14 protein-coding genes and 1 riboswitch are annotated in these 18292 nt (G+C 71.9%); of the genes, 9 read left to right on the top strand and 5 right to left on the bottom strand.

Annotated features, from left to right (window positions below; all coding sequences use genetic code 11):
* Window positions 1-26 precede the first annotated feature (26 nt).
* On the bottom strand, window positions 27-857 hold the full coding sequence (locus tag P5P86_RS17865) for an SDR family NAD(P)-dependent oxidoreductase (RefSeq protein ID WP_280608795.1): 831 nt from the start codon (window positions 855-857) through the stop codon (window positions 27-29).
* On the bottom strand, window positions 854-2392 hold the full coding sequence (locus P5P86_RS17860; protein ID WP_280608794.1) for a flavin-containing monooxygenase: 1539 nt from the start codon (window positions 2390-2392) through the stop codon (window positions 854-856). Before P5P86_RS17860 ends, P5P86_RS17865 begins: the two co-directional genes overlap by 4 nt.
* A gap of 50 nt (window positions 2393-2442) precedes the next feature.
* Between P5P86_RS17860 and P5P86_RS17855 the strand changes: the two genes are divergently transcribed.
* The 4 genes from P5P86_RS17855 (at window position 2443) to P5P86_RS17840 (ending at window position 9336) form a co-directional block, all read left to right on the top strand.
* On the top strand, window positions 2443-3024 hold the full coding sequence (locus P5P86_RS17855) for a TetR/AcrR family transcriptional regulator (RefSeq protein WP_280608793.1): 582 nt from the start codon (window positions 2443-2445) through the stop codon (window positions 3022-3024).
* A gap of 124 nt (window positions 3025-3148) precedes the next feature.
* The gene (hrpA, locus tag P5P86_RS17850; protein ID WP_280608792.1) at window positions 3149-7060 is read left to right on the top strand and encodes an ATP-dependent RNA helicase HrpA; all 3912 of its coding nucleotides are present in this window, start codon (window positions 3149-3151) and stop codon (window positions 7058-7060) included.
* Complete coding sequence (locus P5P86_RS17845; RefSeq protein ID WP_280608791.1) at window positions 7057-7653, top strand: hypothetical protein; 597 nt, start codon at window positions 7057-7059, stop codon at window positions 7651-7653. The genes hrpA and P5P86_RS17845 overlap by 4 nt, the downstream gene beginning before the upstream one ends.
* Before the next feature lie 297 nt (window positions 7654-7950).
* On the top strand, window positions 7951-9336 hold the full coding sequence (locus P5P86_RS17840; RefSeq protein ID WP_280608790.1) for an ABC transporter substrate-binding protein: 1386 nt from the start codon (window positions 7951-7953) through the stop codon (window positions 9334-9336).
* 31 nt (window positions 9337-9367) lie between these two features.
* Here the strand turns inward: P5P86_RS17840 and P5P86_RS17835 are convergent, their stop codons facing one another.
* Both P5P86_RS17835 and P5P86_RS17830 read right to left on the bottom strand, forming a co-directional pair.
* Entirely contained in the window at window positions 9368-10690 is a 1323-nt protein-coding gene (locus P5P86_RS17835; protein ID WP_280608789.1) for an HRDC domain-containing protein, read from the bottom strand.
* Window positions 10687-11325, bottom strand: coding sequence for a DUF3000 domain-containing protein (locus tag P5P86_RS17830; protein WP_280608788.1), 639 nt, complete (start codon window positions 11323-11325; stop codon window positions 10687-10689). The genes P5P86_RS17835 and P5P86_RS17830 overlap by 4 nt, the downstream gene beginning before the upstream one ends.
* A gap of 105 nt (window positions 11326-11430) precedes the next feature.
* Here P5P86_RS17830 and hemE point away from each other — a divergent pair, with 105 nt between their 5' ends.
* Window positions 11431-12447, top strand: a complete 1017-nt coding sequence (gene hemE / locus P5P86_RS17825; RefSeq protein WP_446724946.1) for a uroporphyrinogen decarboxylase — start codon at window positions 11431-11433, stop codon at window positions 12445-12447.
* Window positions 12448-12469: 22 nt separating this feature from the next.
* Here hemE and P5P86_RS17820 read toward each other — a convergent pair whose 3' ends face one another.
* Window positions 12470-13402 carry a LysR family transcriptional regulator gene (locus tag P5P86_RS17820; protein WP_280608786.1) on the bottom strand — a complete coding sequence of 311 codons (933 nt, stop codon included), beginning with the start codon at window positions 13400-13402 and terminating at the stop codon, window positions 12470-12472.
* 243 nt (window positions 13403-13645) lie between these two features.
* Between P5P86_RS17820 and P5P86_RS17815 the strand changes: the two genes are divergently transcribed.
* The 4 genes from P5P86_RS17815 to P5P86_RS17800 all read left to right on the top strand — a co-directional run bounded on the left by P5P86_RS17815 (window position 13646) and on the right by P5P86_RS17800 (window position 18104).
* Window positions 13646-14806 (top strand): LLM class flavin-dependent oxidoreductase, encoded by a 1161-nt coding sequence (locus P5P86_RS17815; RefSeq protein WP_280608785.1) that lies wholly within the window; start codon window positions 13646-13648, stop codon window positions 14804-14806.
* The gene (locus P5P86_RS17810; RefSeq protein ID WP_280608784.1) at window positions 14803-16176 is read left to right on the top strand and encodes an MFS transporter; all 1374 of its coding nucleotides are present in this window, start codon (window positions 14803-14805) and stop codon (window positions 16174-16176) included. The genes P5P86_RS17815 and P5P86_RS17810 overlap by 4 nt, the downstream gene beginning before the upstream one ends.
* Window positions 16177-16222: 46 nt before the next feature.
* Entirely contained in the window at window positions 16223-16726 is a 504-nt protein-coding gene (locus tag P5P86_RS17805; protein ID WP_280608783.1) for a flavin reductase family protein, read from the top strand.
* 76 nt (window positions 16727-16802) lie between these two features.
* Window positions 16803-18104: an FAD-dependent oxidoreductase gene (locus P5P86_RS17800; protein WP_280608782.1), complete on the top strand. Its 1302-nt coding sequence runs from the start codon at window positions 16803-16805 to the stop codon at window positions 18102-18104.
* Between the two features lie 70 nt (window positions 18105-18174).
* Window positions 18175-18289, top strand: a riboswitch (SAM riboswitch).
* The last annotated feature ends 3 nt before the right edge of the window (window positions 18290-18292 follow it).

Raw genomic sequence — 18292 nt, 5'->3', positions numbered from 1 at the left:
GCCAGGACCGCCCCGGCGATGCCGCCTCAACGCTTCGGCGGCATCACCTTGCGCGCGCCCAGCGCGATCAGGTCCTGGTAGCGCGAGCCGGTGAACTTGCCGAAGTTGTGGATGGCGTGCGCGTCCAGGCCGACCAGCACGCGAGCCTGCTTCCTCTCGATGCCGCGGATGATCACCTGAGCGGCCTTCTCGGGGGTGGTCTTAGCCAGCTTCTCGTCGAAGAACCGAGCGGTGGCCTCCTGGTCCTCCTTGGCCGAGGTGCGGGCCGAGCGCGCGATCGCTGTCTTGATCCCGCCGGGATGGACGGCCGTGACGCCCACCCCGGTCCGGGCGATCAGCATCTCCTCGCGCAGTGCCTCGGTCATGCCGCGCACGGCGTACTTGGCGGCGTTGTACATCGATTGGCCGGGCATGGAGACCAGCCCGAAGAGCGAGGAGATGTTCACCAGGTGGGCGTCGCCGGACTCGATCAGGGCCGGCAGGAAGAACTTGGTGCCGTGCAGCACGCCGTAGAAGTTGATGCCCAGGATCCAGTCGATGTCCTCCCACTCGAGGTCGACCAGATCGCCGGCCAGGGCGACGCCGGCGTTGTTGATCACCACGTTGACCACGCCGAAGTGCGCCACGATCTCGGCGGCGTACGCCTCGAACGCTGCCCGGTCGGCGACGTCGAGCCGGTCCGAGCGGACCTCGGCGTCGGCGGCCTTGACCGCCTCCACCGTCTGGGCGAGGCCGGCCTCGTTGATGTCGGAGAGCGCGAGCCGGGCGCCGCGGCCCGCGAAGTCGAGGGCGAGCGCTCGGCCGATGCCGGAGCCGGCACCGGTGATGACGACGACCTTGTCCTTGAAGTTCTTCATGCGGAGACTGCCTCCTTGGCGGTCGGCGTGCCCTTGTCGTCGGACACGCTGCTGAGTGCTGTGACGTCGTACTGCTCGGGATCGAAGCGGGCGAGGCGCCGGCGGAAGGTGAAGGTCTGACCGGGCCACAGGGTGGTGTTGTGACCGAACTGGTCCAGATACCAGCTCGCGCAGCCGCCGGTCGTCCACACCGTGCGCCGCATCCGGCGCTGGACGGCAGCGCTCCACTGCTCCTGGGCAGCGAGGGTCGGCTCGACGGTCGCCCACTCCTGGCGCCGCATCGTGGTGACGGCGTCGACGACGTAGCGCACCTGCGACTCGATGATGAAGATCATCGAGCTGTGTCCCAGCGCTGTGTTGGGACCGACGAGCTGGAACAGGTTGGGGAAGCCGTGGATGGTCGTCCCCTTGTAGGCGCGCATCCCGGTCTTGGCCCACACATCGGCCAGGGTGCGCCCCTCGCGCCCGGTCAGGTGCTGGGCGATCGGCGGGTCGGTGACGTGGAAGCCGGTCGCGATGACCAGGACGTCGACCTCGCGCTCGGTCCCGTCGGCGGTCACGATCCCGGTGGGCGTGACCCGCGCGATGCCGTCGGTGATCAGCTCCACGTTGTCCCGGTCCAGTGCCGGGTACCACTTGTTGGAGACCAGGATCCGCTTGCATCCGGCGCGGTAGGTGGGGGTGACCTTCGCCCGCAGCTCCGGGTCGGAGATGCCCTGGGCGATGTTGCGCTTGACCTGGGCCTCGACCGCCGCCATCGCCCTCGGGAAGCGGGTGAAGGCGGGCACGCGCGCTTCGAGCATCGCGTAGACGCCGGCGCGCACCGCGCGCTGGACGCCCGGAACATGCCGGAACAACGTCTTCTCCAGCGTGCTGAAGTGGCGCTCGTTGCGCGGGATGATCCAGTTCGGGGTGCGCTGGTAGACGTCGAGCCGGCCGGCCACCTTGGCGACCTCCGGGACGAGTTGGATCGCCGAGGCGCCGGTGCCGATCACCGCCACCCGCTTGCCGGTCAGGTCGACATCGTGGTTCCAGCGGGCGCTGTGGAAGGTGGCGCCGGCGAAGGACTCGATGCCCTCGATGTCGGGCAGGCTCGGCTCGGAGAGGCCGCCGCTGCCGGCGATCACCGTCCGGGCGGCGTACGTCGTGCGCGCCCCGCTCCCGACCGCGCTGGTGTTCACGAGCCAGCGCTGCCGGCCGGCGTCCCAGTGGGCGTCGTCCACGGCGGTGCCGAGCACGAACCGGTCGAGCACGCCGGCGCGCTCGGCCACCCGCTTGGTGTACTCCCAGATCTCCTGCTGGGGGGAGTAGACCTTCGACCAGTCCGGGTTCAGCGCGAAGGAGTAGCTGTAGAGCTGGCTCGGCACGTCGCACTCCGCGCCCGGGTAGGTGTTGATGTGCCAGGTGCCCCCGACGTCGCTGTCCTTCTCGACCACGACGAAGTCGCGCTCGCCGCTCTCGTCCAGCTTGATCGCCGCGCACAACCCGGCGAAACCGGCCCCGATGACCAGGTGGTCGACCTCGATCTCACTCATGTACCCGACGGTAGGTTGCTTATTGAACAGATGTCAATAGACTCTTTCGCATGGCCTCCCGGATCCGGTTGTCGCCCGCGCAGCGACGCGAGCAGCTGCTCGACCTCGGCGTACGGCTCTTCGCGCGGCGCTCGCTGGACGAGCTCTCCGTGGACGCCATGGCCCAGGAGGCAGGCATCTCGCGCGGGCTGCTCTACCACTACTTCGGTGACAAGCTCGGCTTCCGCGAGGCGGTGGTGCGCAGGGCAGCGGCCGACCTGCTCGCGAAGACCGCGCCCCCCAGCACGGGCGAGCCGCTGGAGCGGCTGCTGTGCTCGATGACCGCCTATCTGGACTGGGTGGAGGAGAACCACGAGGGCTACCTGTCGCTGGTGCGCGGCGCCGCCTCGGACCCCACCCTGCGGGAGGTGTACGACGAGGCCCGCGCGGCGCTGACCGACCGCATCTTCGTGGAGGACGAGACCGGCCTGCTGCCTGACACCGCGGCGGCTCGGCTGCTGGTCCGGGCCTGGGCGGCCTTCGCCGAGGAGCTGGTGCTCTCCTGGGTCGCGGATCCCGGCGGGGTCGGCCGCGAGCAGGTGGTGCAGCTGCTCGCCGGGTCGCTGCCGGCGCTGGTCGGCGTCACGCCATGACCATTCGACCCGCGGAAGGTGACGGCTCGACCCGCGGAAGGTGACGGCTCGACCCGTGGAAGGTGACGGCTCGACCGGAGGGCCGCAGAACCCGGTGGTGCAGTCGGGGAGAATGGATCCCGACATGGAGATCACCTACCCGCCGCAGCTTCCGGTCAGCGAGCGACGCGAGGACATCGCGGCCGCCATCAGCGACCACCAGGTCGTCATCGTGGCCGGCGAGACCGGCTCCGGGAAGACCACCCAGCTGCCGAAGATCTGCCTCGAGCTGGGGCGTGGCGCGGGCCGCCCCCACGGCGGTCTGATCGGGCACACCCAGCCGCGTCGGATCGCGGCGCGCTCGGTGGCGGAGCGGATCGCCGAGGAGCTCGGCACCGAGCTCGGCGACGTCGTGGGCTACCAGGTCCGCTTCACCGACCGCACCTCGGCGGCGAGCCGGATCAAGCTGATGACCGACGGCATCCTGCTCGCGGAGCTGCAGCGCGACCGCGACCTCAAGCGCTACGACACGATCATCATCGACGAGGCGCACGAGCGCTCGCTCAACATCGACTTCCTGCTGGGCTACCTCAAGCGGCTGCTGCCCCGCCGGCCCGACCTCAAGGTGATCGTCACCTCGGCGACCATCGACACCCAGCGGTTCGCGGAGCACTTCGCCGACCCCCGGACGGGCGAGCCCGCGCCGATCATCGAGGTCTCCGGTCGCACCTATCCCGTCGAGGTGCGCTACCGGCCGCTGATGGCGCTGCCCGACGAGCTGGGCGCGTCGGACGACCCGGACGATGGCGAGGGCGAGCCCGTCGTCCGGGACCAGACCGAGGCGATCGTGGACGCGGTCAAGGAGCTCTCGGCGGAGGGGCCGGGTGACATCCTGGTCTTCCTGCCCGGGGAGCGCGAGATCCGCGACACCGCCGACGCCCTGGCCGACCTGACCCGCTCGACCCGCGGCGGGGGCGTCGAGGTCGTGCCGCTCTACTCCCGCCTCTCCGCGGCCGAGCAGCACCGGGTCTTCCAGCCACACCCGGGGCGGCGGGTCGTCCTCGCCACGAACGTGGCCGAGACCTCGCTGACGGTGCCAGGGATCAGGTACGTCGTGGACACCGGGGTGGCGCGGATCAGCCGCTACTCGGCCCGCAGCAAGGTGCAGCGGCTGCCGATCGAGCCGATCTCGCAGGCCAGCGCCAACCAGCGCAGCGGCCGGTGCGGTCGGGTCGAGGCAGGCATCGCGATCCGGCTCTACTCCGAGGAGGACTTCGAGGGCCGCCCCGAGTTCACCGACCCGGAGATCCTGCGCACCAACCTGGCCTCGGTCATCTTGCAGATGGCCTCGTTGGGGCTGGGCGAGATCGCCCGGTTCCCCTTCGTGGAGCCGCCGGACGGTCGCAACGTCGCCGCCGGCGTACAGCTCCTGGAGGAGCTCGGCGCGCTCGGACCTGCCCAGCAGGACCGCGCGAAGCCCGACTCCGCGCGGCGCCATCCGCGACTCACGCAGGTGGGCAGGCGGCTCGCGCGGCTGCCGATCGATCCGCGGCTGGCCCGGATGGTGCTGGAGGCCGAGCGGCTCGGCTGCGTCCGCGAGGTGATCGTGATCGCCGCCGCGCTCAGCCTCCAGGATCCGCGCGAGCGGCCGGGCCAGGACCACCCCCAGGAGCAGGCCCAGGCCGACCAGCTGCACGCCCGGTTCAAGCACGAGCGCAGTGACTTCCTGACCTGGCTCCAGCTGTGGCGCTACCTGCGCGAGCAGCAGCGCGAGCTCTCCTCCAGCGCCTTCCGCCGGATGTGCCGACGCGAGTTCCTCAACTACCTGCGGGTGCGGGAGTGGCAGGAGTTCGAGTCGCAGCTGCGCCAGGTCGCCAAGGAGATGGGGATCCAGCTCGGGCAGCCCGCCGACGCCCCGGACGCGGACGGCATCCACCAGGCGCTGCTCTCGGGTCTGCTGAGCCACATCGGGCTGCTCGAGGAACGCGAGCCGGCGCGACCCGCTCAGGGCGCGAAGGCGGGCGCAGCTCGCCCGGCCCGCCGACCGCAGCGGGAGTACCTGGGCGCGCGCAACACCCGGTTCGCGATCTTCCCCGGCAGCGTCCTGCACCGGAAGAACCCGCAGTTCGTGATGGCCGGCGAACTGGTCGAGACCTCCCGGCTGTGGGCCCGGCAGAACGCCGAGATCAAGCCCGAGTGGGCCGAGCGGCTGGCCGGCGACCTGGTCAAGCGGACCTACTCCGAGCCGCACTGGTCGCGCAAGCGAGCCGCCGTGATGGCGCGCGAGCGGGTGACGCTGTACGGCGTGCCGCTCGTGGCGGACCGTCTGGTCAACTACGGCCGGATCGACCAGGAGCTCGCGCGCGAGCTGTTCATCCGGCACGCGCTGGTCTACGGCGAGTGGCACGGCGCCGGGCCCTCGGGCCACCACCGCTTCCTGCGCGAGAACGCGGCGTTGCTGGACGAGGCGCGCGAGCTCGAGCACCGCGCCCGGCGACGCGACATCGTCGTCGACGAGCAGACCCTCTTCGACTTCTACGACGCCCGGCTGCCCGAGAACATCGTCAGCGGGGCGCACTTCGACCGCTGGTGGAAGCAGCAGCGCGACAAGAGCCTGCTCACCTTCGACCTCGACATGCTCACCCGGGAGGTGGAGGTCTCCGCCGAGGAGTTCCCCACCACCTGGGAGTCGGGGCCGCTGACGTTCTCCCTCGGCTACCACTTCGAGCCCGGCTCGGCCGAGGACGGCCTGACGATCGACGTCCCGGTCGCCACCCTGAATCGGGTCGGCGACGACGACTTCTCCTGGAACGTCCCGGGGTTGCGCGAGGAGCTGGTCACGGCGCTGATCCGCAGCCTTCCCAAGGCCCTGCGTACCAGCTTCGTGCCGGCGCCCGACAGGGCCCGCCAGTTCCTCGCCGAGACGCCGCCGGGGGAGGAGCCGCTGCTGGACGCCCTGGAGCGCTGGGGACGGGCGACGGCCGGGGTGCACATCCCGCGCGAGGCGTGGGACTGGGCCAGGGTCCCCGAACACCTGCGTCCGACGTACCGCGTCGTGGACGAGGCGGGCCGTGAGCGGGCCCGCGGCAAGGACCTGGCCGCGCTGAAGGCGCCCCTGGCCGGCGAGTTCCGGCAGGCGATCGCCGAGGTCGCAGCGGACGCCGGCCTGACTCGCACCGGCCTGACCGACTGGGTGCTCGGCGACCTGCCGGCCACCGTCACCGAGAAGCGGGCCGGGCACGAGGTCACCGTCTACCCCGCCCTGCAGGACGAGGGCGCGGCCGCGGGTGTCGTCGTCTGCGGCTCCCTGGAGGAGGCCGAGGCGCGACACCGGCTCGGTACGACGCGACTGCTCCTGCTCGGCACCGCCGACCCGACCAGGCGGGTGATCGACGCGCTGTCGCTGCAGGACAAGCTGGCGCTGGCCTCCACGCCGTACGCGACCACCCAGGCGCTGGTCGAGGACTGCCGGGCGGCGGTGGTGCAGCAGGTGGTCGACGCGCGGCCGCGCGCCATGACCCGGGAGGCCTTCGACGAGCTCCGCGCGGCCCTCGGCACGCCTGCCGAGCACGAGGCCGCGGTCGCGGCCGTGCTGGGCGACGCCCTCCGGGCCCTGGCCGCCTGGCGGGAGACGGACAAGGAGCTCAGCGGCCGTGCCGACATGTACCAGCTGCCGGCGCTGACCGACATGAGGGACCAGCTCGGCAGGCTGATGGGCTCGACCGGATCCGGGGGAGGCTTCATCCGTGCGGCCGGCGTGACCCAGCTGCGGCGCTACCCGACCTACCTGGCCGCGATCGTGGAGCGCCGTCGCAAGCTCGACGCGGCCGGGCCCAACAAGGGGGTCAACGCCGACCGCCAGCTGCAGGATCGGATCAGCGACCTGCAGGAGCACTACCTGCACCAGATCGCGGCGCTGCCGCCCGGGCGGCCGCCGGGGGAGCGGCTGCGCCAGGTGCGGTGGATGCTGGAGGAGTACCGGGTGCAGCTGTGGGCGCAGCACCTGGGCACCGCCCAGACGGTCAGTGACCAGCGCATTCGTAAAATGCTGGGGTGAGCTCCGACCGACCCCATCACCGCCCGATGAAGCCGGGCGACCGGTTCCTCGAGGCCGTCGCCGGTGGCGTCGACCCGATCCAGGTCCGCGAGGCCGCCGACCGCGCCGCGACGCTGCTGGTGCGAGGCGCCCGCACCAGCGACGATCCGGCTGTCGCCGAACGGCTGCTGCACCTGGCGGACACCGAAGGAATCGAGACCATCGCCGAGGTGTGGTCGGGCTCGCCCGCCGACTCGCTGGCAGGGTGCCTGTGGCGGCTGTTCCTGCTGCGCAGCTGGGTGTACGGCGAGCCGCACGAGCTGGCGCGGCAGTTCGACGTCGGGCGCCGCGGGGCGCCGGTCGCGCGGGTGGTCGCGGGCGTGGCCGAGCCGCCCGGGCCCGAGGAGCTGAAGGCCCTGGTCGACCAGGTGCTGCGCGGTATCGCCACGAGCGACTTCGCCGACGTCCTGCTGCGGGCGGCAGCCTTCGCCCGGGTGATCGCGACCGGCCGGGCCGCGCTGGAGCACGATCCGGTCGAGGTGCGTCACACCCTGGTGCTCTCCGAGCAGCTCGAGGCGGCCGGTCATCTCGAGCTCGAGGGCCGGCTGCACTGAGTCGCTCGCCGGGATCTGCCGCGCTGACCTGCACTGATCGAACGAGCCGGTGCAGAAGTGCGCATCGTTGGGGAGGAGCCGTTAAAATGGACAACGAGCACGTCGGGCCGTGGCAGCCCCGGGTCCCAAAATAAGCCGCTGCGAGCGGCCACGCGCCGTGAGGCGCTCCCGGTCCGGCGTGTTCATCATCGTCGTGGTGACCATCCCCACGTCCTCGCCGACAGGCTCCGCTCAGGTCGGCCCGCTACAGTGAACCGGCCGTAGCGGATGGCGAAGGGGAGGCTCGGGTTGAGGTCGGTGCGGACGGTCGCTGGCGCGATCGCGGTGATCGGAGCGCTCGTCCTCAGTGGGTGTGGCGGGGGCGACCACCCCGCCAAGCGGAGTCACGCCCCGCGGCCCTCGGCCACTGCCAGCGCCGAGCCGACGGCCTTGACCGTCGGGTTCTACGGAACCGCCGACGAGATCGCCGCTTACAAGCAGGCCGTCGACAACTACGACGCCGCCCAGCAGTCGGTGACCCTCACCCTCGAGACCTGGCCGACCGCCGCCGCCATGATGACCGATCTCGCCGCCGGCAAGCCGGCACCCGACGTCTTCCTCGCCGGTCGCGGTGACCTGGACGTGCTGGAGCAGGACAAGCTCATCTCCCCGGTCGACGAGCTGCTCGCCGCGCGCAACGTCGACCTCGGTGACGCCTACTCGCGCGAGGCGCTGGAGGCCTTCTCGGCCGACCGGCACCTGACCTGCATGCCGTACGCCGCGACCCCGCAGGTGATCTACTACAACACCGACCTCATCGACTTCACGACCATGAAGGCCGAGGGCCTGGCCACGCCGGGCAACCTCGACAGCGGTCGCTGGACCGTGCCCACCTTCGCGGCGGCCGTGGAGTGGGCGTCGCGACCGGCGACGGGCGAGCGGGCCCTCTCGCTGCCGACGTCGGTGGAGGGGCTCGCGCCGTACCTCTACTCCGGCAAGGGCAAGGTCGTCGACGACGAGTCGAAGCCGACCTCGCTGGCGTTCTCCGACCCCAGCAACCAGAGCACCTGGGACCAGCTCCTGCCCGTGCTCAGCGGCCACGGCGCCATGCTGAGCGCGAAGCAGCTGAAGAAGCACTCCCCGCTGCAGTGGTTCGAGCGGGGCAAGCTCGGCATGCTCGTCGGTGACCGCTCGCTGGTGCCCGAGCTGCGCAAGCAGCCAGGCCTGCACTGGGACGTCATCTCGCTGCCGTCGGTCTCCGGCACGACCACGATCGGCGACTACAGCGGCCTGTGCCTGAGCGCGCACACCAAGCAGACCCAGGCGGCCGCCGACCTGCTGGCCTACCTGGTCTCCAAGCCGGCGGTGTCGCTGGTCGCCCAGTCGGGCTTCATCGTCCCGGTCAACACCGAGGTCGCGATGTCGGACGACTTCCTGCAGCCGACCCAGCAGCCTCTGCACGCGAAGGTCTTCGTGAACAACACGCGCTCGATGCACATCCTGCCGATCCCGTCCGCGACCCTCGTGACGCTCGACGGCCAGGTGGGTGGGCTGGTCGCGCAGCTGCTCAAGCCGGCCGCGGACGTCGGCGGCACCACGGCGCAGATCGACGCCACCAGCAAGCCGATCTTCGAGGCGCTCAACGCCTCGCTCAGCCCGAGCCCTTCGGCGTCCGCGACGGCGACGGGGTCGGGCGGCTCCTGAGCCGGGCGCGACCCTCGCGGGTCGAACGACGCTAGTCCCGCTCGGCCCCGAGCACCGCGTCGACCAGCAGCGGCGCCGTGAGCGCGATCTGCCACCCGCGGGCGCCGTACGTCGAGAGTTGGGTGGCCATCTCGTCGAGCAGCGTGCCCGGGTCACGGGTCGCCGGCGGCGTCCACATCACCCGGCGCAGGTAGTCGGGAGTGAGCAGGTTCTCCAGGGGGACGCTCTTCTCCTCGGCCAGCTGCGCGATAGCGTCACGGGCCAGGGTCAGCCGGCGGGCGGCGACCGGGTCCTTCTCCGCCCACGCGCGCGGCGGCGGGGGCGAGTTGTCGCCGCGGGGGTTGCGGGCGGGGAGCTCCTCGTCGCTGAGCGCGAGCGCCGCCTTGATGGCGGCGATCCACCGCGAGGAGTAGCGCTCCGCGCCACGGCCGTGGAAGCCCTTCGTGCCCAGCAGGGTGGCGCGGTCGGTGGGAGCCGCGGCCGCCGCCGCCACGATGGCGGCGTCGGGAATGATCCGGCCCGGCGTGACGTCGCGCTGCTGGGCGATCTCGTCGCGGGTCTCCCACAGCGCCCGGACCAGTGCCAGCTCGCGCCGGCCGCGGATGCGGTGCATCCCGGAGGTGCGGCGCCAGGCCTCGGTCCGCGGGGTCGGCTCGAAGGACCGCTCGGCCTCGAACTCCTGGCGTGCCCACTCCGCCTTGCCGGCGGCCTCGAGCTGGTCGAGGAGCGCCGCGCGCAGCTCGACCAGCACCTCGACGTCCAGGGCCGCGTACTCCAGCCAGGAGGCCGGAAGCGGCCGGGTCGACCAGTCGGCCGCCGAGTGCTCCTTGAGCAGGTGGAAGCCGAGCACCGTCTCCACCAGCGTGGCCAGACCCACGCGCGGATAGCCCAGCAGGCGGCCGGCCAGCTCGGTGTCGAACAGGGCCGAAGGTCGAAGCCCCACCTCGGCCAGGCAGGGCAGGTCCTGGGTGGCGGCGTGCAGGATCCACTCCGTCCCGGCCAGCGCCTCGGCCAACGGCTCGAGGGTGGTCAGACCGATCGGGTCGATGAGCCAGGTGCCCGAGCCCTCCCGACGCAGCTGGATGAGGTAGGCGCGGTTGCTGTAGCGGTACCCGGAGGCACGCTCGGCGTCGACGCCGACCGGGCCGGTGCCGGCGGCGATCGCGGCGGCGGCCTCGAGCAGGCCGGCGTCGGTGTCGGTGACAGCAGGCAGGCCGTCGCGCAGAGTCAGCAGCGGCGACTGCGCAGCGGCGTCCTGCTCCTCGCCGGTCCCGGTCCCTGCCCCGGCATCGGTGGTGCTCTCGGCGCTGCTGTCGGTGGTGCCGTCCGGCGTCGGTTCCGCCTTCTCCGTCACGCAGGCCCTCGCTGCCCACGCCGGCTCGGGATCACCGCTACCCCTTCGGGGACGGGCGGCAGGCCCACGGCGGTGCACATCAGCTCGGCCCATGCCTCGACGTGCGGCCGGACGTCGACGTACCCGTTCTCGTCGGCGCGGGGCGTCCACGACGCCCGGATCTCCACCTGCGCGGTCGCCGCCTCCTCGGCCATGCCACCGAAGCTCTCCGTCGCGACCCGGGTCACCGAACCGGAGGCGGCCAGGTAGTCGGCCTCGTGGGACTCCAGCGCCTCGGTCAGCCAGGACCAGCCCACCTCGCCGAGCATCGGATCGCTGATCAGGTCGACCTCGACCTCCGCGCGGGTGTAGAGCACGCAGCGGAAGGTGCCCCCACCCCACGCCTCGTTGCCCTCGGGGTCGTGCAGCAGGATCAGCCGGCCGGTGCCGAGGTCCGCCGGCTCGTTGGCGCCGGTGTCGACCGTCACGTCCGCCGACAGAGCACTCGCGTACGGCGCGATCCGCTGCGGCGCGGGCATCTCCTCGCAGAAGATCTCCGGGCGCAGGACGGCCGCGTGCATCGACGCCACGGCAGCACGGAACACGTCAGGCACGGCGGAGCCCGTACCCGGGCGTGCCTCCTCCCGAACGACCATGCGCTCAGCGTAGGTCCCAGGACTCGCACGGATGTGCGAACACGCCGGTCCTGGTGCGACGATCGCAGCGTGACCCCCGCGACCACCGGCACCGCTGACCCTCGCCTGGCCGACTCCGCCTTCCTCAAGGCGGCCCGCGGCGAGACGCCCCAGCACACGCCGGTCTGGTTCATGCGACAGGCGGGCCGGTCGCTGCCGGAGTACCTGCGGGTGCGCGAGGGCATCGCGATGCTCGACTCGTGCATGGACGCCGACCTCATCACCGAGATCACGCTCCAGCCGGTCCGCCGGTACGGCGTCGACGCGGCCATCTTCTACTCCGACATCGTGCTCCCGCTCAAGGCGGTCGGCGTCGACCTGGAGATCAAGCCCGGCGTCGGCCCCGTCATCGCCCACCCGGTGCGGACCCTCGCCGACGTCGAGGCCATCCCGGACCTCACGCCCGAGCACGTGCCCTTCGTCACCGCGGCGGTCCGCACCCTCGTCGGTGAGCTCGGCGGTACGCCGCTGATCGGCTTCGCCGGCGCGCCGTTCACCGTCTCCTCCTACCTGGTGGAGGGCGGCCCGTCGAAGGAGTACGCGAAGACCAAGGCGCTGATGTTCGGTGCGCCGGAGATCTGGCAGGCGCTGATGACCAAGGTCGCCGGCATCTCGGCGGCCTTCCTCGAGGCGCAGGTGCGTGCGGGCGCCTCCGCCGTACAGCTCTTCGACTCCTGGGCCGGCGCGCTCGCTCCCGACGACTACCGCGACTACGTGCGGCCCTACTCCGCGCACGTGCTGGAGCGGGCCGGTGCGCTCGGCGTCCCGCGCATCCACTTCGGGGTGAACAGCGCGTTGCTGCTCGACCAGATGGGTGCTGCCGGCGCGGACGTCGTGGGTGTGGACTGGCGTACGCCGCTGGACTGGGCGATCGACCGGATCGGTCCCGACCGCGGGGTCCAGGGCAACCTCGACCCGACGCTGGTGTTCGCCCCGACCGAGGTGATGCTCGCCCGGGCGGCCGAGGTGATCGAGGCGGGCCGTCGGGCCAAGGGGCACATCTTCAATCTCGGCCACGGGGTGATCCCCGCCACCGACCCCGACCAGCTCAAACGGCTGACCGAGTTCGTGCAGTCCGCCTGAGCCCGGCCCGCACGGGCCGCCGTCACCGGGTCCGGACGCTGACCTGCTCGGTCCAGGTGCGCGCTCGCTGCGTGAGCGTGTCGACCAGGGCGGCGACCTGCTCGGAGGGATGCGGATCGCGGCGCTCCACCAGCAGCAGGGTGATCGCCGCAGCGGCATCACCGGCACCGACGATCGGGCGCGCCACGATCGCGCCCGCCCGCTCGAGCGGGTCGCCGGTCACGCTGAACGCGGGCAGGAGCGTCAGCCCGAGCCCCTCGGACACCATCAGCTTGCCCATCTCGGCGCCGTCGGTGGTGCGGCAGCTCGGCGGTAGCCTCTCGCCGAAGAGCCGGTGCGCCAGCCGGTGCATCACGTAGCCCGAGCGCATCAGGATGAACGGCTCGCGGCGCAGGTCCTCGACGCTGACCTCCGGCTGAGCGGCGTACGGGTGCCAGGCGGGAAGGACGACGACAGGGCGGCCGGTCAGCAGGGGCGTGGCCTGCACGCTGATCGGCAGGTCGTCGCCGGGCAGGACGTTGACCAGGCCCAGATCCAGCGTGCCCTCCGCCAGGCCGGCCTCGATCTCGGCCTGGAGCATGTCGAGGACCTCGACGGTTGCCTCGGGGTGACTCTGCTGCAGGCTGCGCAGGCTCGGGAAGAGCAGTTGCGAGGTGGCGGTGTTGACGGTGCCGAGCCGGACGGCGCGGGCGGCCGTGCGCTGGTCCCCGGCGGCGGTGCGCAACGCGTCGACCGCCTGCAGCACCTCCTCGATCCGGGGCAGGAGATCCCGTCCGGCGCGGCTGATCCGCGCTCCGGAGCGGCGCCGGTCGAGCAGCGCCACGCCGAGCTCCCGCTCCAGCTTGCTGACGGCCTCGCTCAAGGCCGGCTGAGAGACGTGCAGGTGCTCGCTCGCGCGCCGGAGCGACCCGAGCTGTGTCACTGCCGCGATGTACTCGAGCTGCTCGATGCGCATGCCGGCGTACCTCTCTCCTCCAGGCGTCATGAAAGGCCCTGCCGATCACCCGGTCGGCGATGCCGAGCGTCGGACCTCTCCGCCGGTCGGCGACCCTGTGCCATTCTCTAGTAATCCACTCGTTTTTCCAACGAAGGATGGATCACGTGACCGCACCGGTGGCGCCGACCGGTGCGAGGGCCGCCGCCGGCACGCCGCGGCCGCGGCACGGCCAGCTCTGAGCGCTCGAGAGGGAGGAATGACATGAACGACCTGAGGTTCCACTGGTTCCTGCCGACCAACGGCGGCGACGGCCGATCGGTGGTGGGCGGCGGCCATGGCGTCAGCGCCGGAGACGGCCTGCACGGCCGGCCCGCGTCGGTGCCCTACCTGGGGCAGGTCGCGCGCAGTGCCGAGCAGCTCGGCTTCGAGGCGGCGCTGACGCCCACCGGTGCGTGGTGCGAGGACGCCTGGCTGACCACCGCGATGCTCAGCTCGGTCTCGGAGCGGTTGAAGTTCCTGGTGGCGTTCCGGCCCGGCCTGATCGCGCCGTTCCTGGCCGCCCAGATGGCCGGCACCTTCCAGAACCTGACCAACGGCCGGCTGCTGCTCAACGTCGTGACCGGTGGGGAGAGCGCCGAGCAGCGGATGTACGGCGACTTCCTCGACAAGGACGCCCGCTACGAGCGGTGCGCGGAGTTCCTGGAGGCTGTCACCGCGCTGTGGCGCGGAGAGACGCTCAGCTACAGCGGCAAGCACTATCAGCTCGACCACGCCACCCTCTCCCAGATCCCCGACCCGCGGCCCGAGATCTACTTCGGCGGCTCCTCGCCGGCGGCCCTGGATGTCGCCGCCCGGTACGCCGACGTCTACCTCACCTGGGGCGAGCCCCCGGCAGCGGTGGAGGAGAAGCTGGAGCGGGTCCGCAAGCGGGCCGCGGACGTCGGTCGCGAGCTCCGGTTCGGCATCCGGCTGCACACCATCGCCCGAGACACCTCGGACGCCGCCTGGGCCGAGGCGGACCGGCTGCTGGCCCAGATCTCGCCCGAGGACATCGAGCGGGTGCGGTCGGGCCTGATGCGCAGCGAGTCCGAGGGGCAGCGTCGCATGCTCGAGCTCAACGCCGGGTCCAAGGACGGCCTCGAGATCCACCCCAACCTGTGGGCCGGTGTCGGCCTGGTCCGGGGTGGAGCGGGCACGGCGATGGTGGGCAGCCATGCCGAGATCGCCGACCTCATCGAGCAGTACGCCGCGATCGGCATCGACGAGTTCATCCTCTCCGGCTACCCGCACCTGGAGGAGTCGTACTGGTTCGGCGAGGGCGTCCTGCCCGAGCTGGCGCGACGTGGGCGCTGGTCGCACCCGAACCCCGTCGTCGGGCGCGCCGCGGTGCCCTTCGGGGCGCACTTCGGGGCCCCGTCGTGAGCGCGCCCGCACGGCCGGCGTCCCCGCGCCGAGTGGCGCTGGCGGCCGCCGTCGGCTGCACCATCGAGTGGTACGACTTCTTCCTCTACGGCACCGCCGCAGGACTGGTCTTCAACAAGCTCTACTTCAACGGTCTCTCCGGGTCGGCCGCCACCTTCGCCTCGTTCGGCACCTTCGCCGTCGGCTTCCTGGCCCGTCCCGTCGGTGGCCTGATCTTCGGCCACTTCGGCGATCGCATCGGCCGCAAGGCCATGCTGATCTGGACGCTGGTGATCATGGGGTTCGGCACGGCACTGGTCGGGCTGCTGCCGACGTACGACTCGATCGGCGTGCTCGCGCCGGTCGCGCTGGTGGCCTTGCGGATCCTGCAGGGCGTGGGTGTCGGCGGCGAGTACGGCGGCGCGGTGCTGCTGGCCACCGAGTTCGCACCCCGCGGCCGTCGGGGGCTCTACGGCAGCTTCGCCCACATCGGTGTCCCCGGCGGGCTGTTCCTGGCCTCGGGTGCCTTCGCCCTGGCCAGCCGGCTGCCCGACCAGGCCTTCTTGGACTGGGGTTGGCGGGTCTGCTTCCTGCTCAGCATCGTGCTGCTGGCGATCGGCTCGTGGATCCGGCTCTCCATCATGGAGACACCGGTCTTCCAGCAGGTGCAGGCGCACCAGCAGGTCAGCAGGCTGCCGATCGCCGAGGTGATCCGGGCGCAGCCGCGGACGCTCCTGCTGGGGATGGGCACGCGACTGATCGAGGGCTTCACCTACAACCTCTACTCGGTCTATCTGCTCACCTATGCGGTCAACGACCTCGGGGTGAAGAGGTCGTCTGTCCTGAACGCGATCATGGTCGGAGCCCTGCTCGGGGTGGTCCTGACGGTGGTCTCGGGTGCGCTCAGCGACCGCTTCGGCCGACGCCGGATCTACAGCATCGGTGCGGGCTTCGGCCTGCTGATCGCCTTCCCGGTGGCGGCGATGGTGCAGTCCGGCGACCTCCGGGCCATCTCTGCCGCCTTCATCGGCGGCCTGGGCCTCGTGTACGGCACTGTCTACGGGCCGCTGGCGGCCTTCTGGAGCGAGCTGTTCGACACCCGCTACCGGTTCTCCGCGCTCAACGCGCTCTACCAGGTCTCCGGCGTGCTCGCCTCGGGGTTCACCCCCCTGATCGCGGCCTGGCTCGTCGAGCTCTCCGGCGACCGGAGCCTGTGGTTCGTGGCGGCGTACAACGTGCTGCTCGCGATCATCAGCCTCGCCTGCATGCGGGCGCTCCCCGAGACGCTGGGGCGCGAGCTGGACGATCGAGCGGTGCGTCGCACGAGGCGGGAGATGACGCCGGTGTCCACGGGGGACGGTCGTGGCGGGATTGCGTCGTATGTCGAGTAAACTTATGGAGAATCTGATCAAAGACTCCGGTCCCGAGAGGACACACATGAGCACCTTGTCGGCCCTGACCACCAACCAGGACCTCGACCCGATCGCGCTGCGGCAGGCGTTCGGCGTCTTCCCGACCGGTGTGGTGGCGGTGGCGGCCGTCGTCGACGGCCGGCCGGTCGGCCTGGCGGCGTCGTCGTTCACGTCGGTCAGCCTGGACCCGCCGCTGGTCTCGTTCTCGATCGCGCGGACGTCGAAGACCTGGCCCGACCTGCGCCGCGCCACCCATGTCGGCGTGACGATCCTGGCCGAGCACCACGGTGACGTGTGCCGCCAGCTCGCGGGGGAGCCGGACGAGCGGTTCGACGGCATCGCCGTCTCGGTCTCCGGCGACGGCGCGCTCACCCTCGACGAGGGCCTGGCCCGCTTCGATTGCACGATCTACCGCGAGGTGGAGGCGGGCGACCACGTCATCGTGCTGCTGCAGCTCCATGCGGCCGAGCACGCGGCCGGCCAGCCGCTGGTCTTCCACCGCTCCGGCTTCGGCCGCCTCGCCGGCTGACCCCCCACGACGCCCGAGGGGTCGCGGTCAGCACCCGGCCGCGACCCCGTCGGGTCCTACCTGCGAAACTCGAGCGGTGCGCGTCATCGTCGTGGGAGCAGGGATCGGCGGTCTGGCTGCCGCCCGCGAGCTGGCCGTCGCCGGCCACGAGGTGAGTGTGCTCGAGGCCTCGGACCGGGTCGGGGGCAAGTTGCGCGTGGAGAGCGTCGCCGGGGTCGGTGTCGACGTCGGCGCCGAGGCGATGCTGGCCCGGCGGCCGGAGGGCCTCGCCCTGGCGGCCTCCCTCGGCCTGCCCGTGGTGCACCCGACCCGTGCCGCCTCCCGGATCCTGTCGCGAGGCGCGCTGCGGCCGATGCCGCGCTCCATCATGGGCGTCCCGACCGACCTCGACGGGTTGGCCGCATCCGGCATCCTCAGCGAGGCGGGCATGGCTCGCGTGCGGGAAGAGGCCGGACTCCCGGTCGTGTCGCCGACCAGGGACGTCTCGGTCGGCGACCTGGTCGCCGAGCGGTACGGCGACGAGCTCACCGATCGGCTCGTGGAGCCGCTGCTGGGAGGCGTGTACGCCGGCAACGCCCGCCGGATCTCCACGCGGGCCGCCGTGCCGCAGCTGCTGACCATGCTCGCCCGCGGCCCGCTCACCCCCCAGGCCGTGGCGGCGCCGGTCTCCTCCGCGCCGGTCTTCGCCGGCGTGGCGGGTGGGATGGGACGGCTGCCGGAGCTGCTCGCGGAAGGCCTCGACGTACGGCTCTCCTCGCCGGTGCGCTCCCTCGACGATCTCGACGCGGACGCGATCGTGCTCGCCACGCCCGCTGCCGCGACAGCGCGGCTGGTGCGCTCCCTCGCGCCCGAGGCGGCCCAGCTGCTCGACGGCATCGAGTCGGCGACCAGCGCCGTGGTGACCCTCGCCTTCGAGGCCGGCGAGCTCGATCTCGGCGACGACCGCTCCGGCTTCCTGGTGCCGCCGGTGGAGCCGACGGCGATCAAGGCGGCGACCTTCTCCTTCGCCAAGTGGGACTGGGTGCGCGAGGCCGGCCGGGCCGCGGGGGACCTGCTCCTGCTGCGCACCTCGCTGGGCCGGGCGGGCGAGACCATCGACGCGGACGACGCCGAGCTGGTCGCCGCATCGCGCCGGGACCTGGCGAGGATCGCGGGCGTGACGGCGGTGCCGGTCGACGTGCACGTGCAGCGCTGGGTCGACGGACTGCCGCAGTACGCCGTGGGACATCGCGAGCTGGTCGAGCGGGTGAGGGCCGCCGTCGAGAGCGTCCCCGGTACCCGCCGGCTCGCCGTCTGTGGCGCTGCCTACGACGGCGTCGGGATCCCCGCCGTGATCGGCTCGGCCCAGCGGGCTGCGGCCGGCCTCACCCGCGACTGAGCGTCTTTGTCTCATATGTCGGTAGACCAACTCGACGATCCGCCCGCCCCTCGCCCTAGACTCTCCCGCAGGTCACGACTGCCAGCGACAAGCCCCGGCTAGCTGGCGGGCAACCCTCCTTCGCGGTGGGGTGCTCCGGGTGACGACCAGGCCCACGTCGACGCGACGTCGGGCAAGCGCGAACAACA

Origin of the sequence: Nocardioides sp. BP30, from assembly GCF_029873215.1 — a bacterium.
GTDB lineage: Bacteria > Actinomycetota > Actinomycetes > Propionibacteriales > Nocardioidaceae > Nocardioides.
This window is presented reverse-complemented; position numbering and strand designations above follow the sequence as displayed.